Here is a 964-nt window from a genome sequence, read left to right as displayed (position 1 = left end):
CACTTGTCTCAGACCGCTGTGTGTTCAAACGAGCGGAGCCACTTCTGTGCGGTGGCACCCACCAGCACAGGCTCGGCGTGCCGCAATCGGACCTCAGTGACGAAGGTCTCATGCGATTTCGGCATTTCCAGGTTTGGGCGCCAGGCGGCGATCTCGCCCAGCCGCGCCAAGTAGCGGGCGCCGGGGACGACTACACCCAACTGGGCGCCTAGATGGCCGTGGAGGTCTTCGTGGACCTTCCTACAAGGCGAGGGCTCGACCAAGGTCTGAGCCGCGCTTGCGTTCAGTTGCCTGAGGCGCTTGAACCCGGCTCGTAGCCCACCTCGCGCTGGTGGCGCAAGGCCAGCACGGTGACGACGTCGCCCTCGCCGGCGTAGTGGTACAGCGCCACGTAGCCGCTCGCCCCGAAGTCGATCACCCACTCGCGGTATTCAGGCGGCAGATCCTGCACCGGCCGACCCACCATCGGCTGCTGGCGCAGCACCTGCACGGCCTTGATGATGGTTTCACCGGCACGCTTGGCGGCCGCCGGGTTCTTCGGACGCAGGAACTCGCGCAGGCGCTGCAAATCGCGCAGCGCCGCCGGCGCGAACCTCACTTGTGGCATGCAGGCGCTGGCAACTCGTCCTCAGTGCCCCAGGTCTCCAGCCACGCCATCACCTCGTTGCCCGTGACGTGCAGGCCGGTTTCCTCGAACTCTTGCCACGCGGCTACGGCATCCTGATGCAGGGCTTGGCGCTTTTCTTCGCGATCGACATACTGGGCAATGGCCTCGCGCATCAGCCAATGCGGCGCCCGGTGGCGCGCCGTGGCCAAGCGCTTTAGGCGCACCTTGAGCTCGGGATCGAGCTTGACGGGCGTCGGGCTGATGGCGGTATTCATGGGTAGTACTTTATCAACGAACCGTTGGCCTGCCAACCTCGAGGGCTCTGGTGCAAATTTTGGCTTCGGGTAGGCTACCGAC

The 964-nt window shown here is 65.1% G+C and carries 3 protein-coding genes; 1 reads left to right on the top strand and 2 read right to left on the bottom strand.

The genetic code is table 11. From position 1 onward, the window contains the following. The coding region (locus tag APY03_RS44955; RefSeq protein ID WP_232324516.1) for a hypothetical protein at window positions 1-212 on the top strand (212 nt) is incomplete at its 5' end. Between the two features lie 71 nt (window positions 213-283). Here APY03_RS44955 and APY03_RS34225 read toward each other — a convergent pair. Further along, complete coding sequence (locus APY03_RS34225) at window positions 284-607, bottom strand: type II toxin-antitoxin system RelE/ParE family toxin (protein WP_068684378.1); 324 nt, start codon at window positions 605-607, stop codon at window positions 284-286. Then, window positions 595-882, bottom strand: coding sequence for a CopG family ribbon-helix-helix protein (locus APY03_RS34220; protein ID WP_068684376.1), 288 nt, complete (start codon window positions 880-882; stop codon window positions 595-597). The genes APY03_RS34225 and APY03_RS34220 overlap by 13 nt, the downstream gene beginning before the upstream one ends. Between the last annotated feature and the right edge of the window lie 82 nt (window positions 883-964).

It is taken from the genome of Variovorax sp. WDL1, from assembly GCF_001541225.1.
In the GTDB taxonomy this organism is placed as follows: domain Bacteria; phylum Pseudomonadota; class Gammaproteobacteria; order Burkholderiales; family Burkholderiaceae_C; genus Variovorax.
The sequence above is the reverse complement of the archived record's forward strand: the minus strand, read 5'-3'. Positions and strand labels throughout refer to the sequence as shown.

Coding starts and splice junctions, on each gene's coding strand:
- APY03_RS34220 (WP_068684376.1), bottom strand. CDS start 882: ATGAATACCGCCATCAGCCCGACGCCCGTCAAGCTCGATCCCGAGCTC.
- APY03_RS34225 (WP_068684378.1), bottom strand. CDS start 607: ATGCCACAAGTGAGGTTCGCGCCGGCGGCGCTGCGCGATTTGCAGCGC.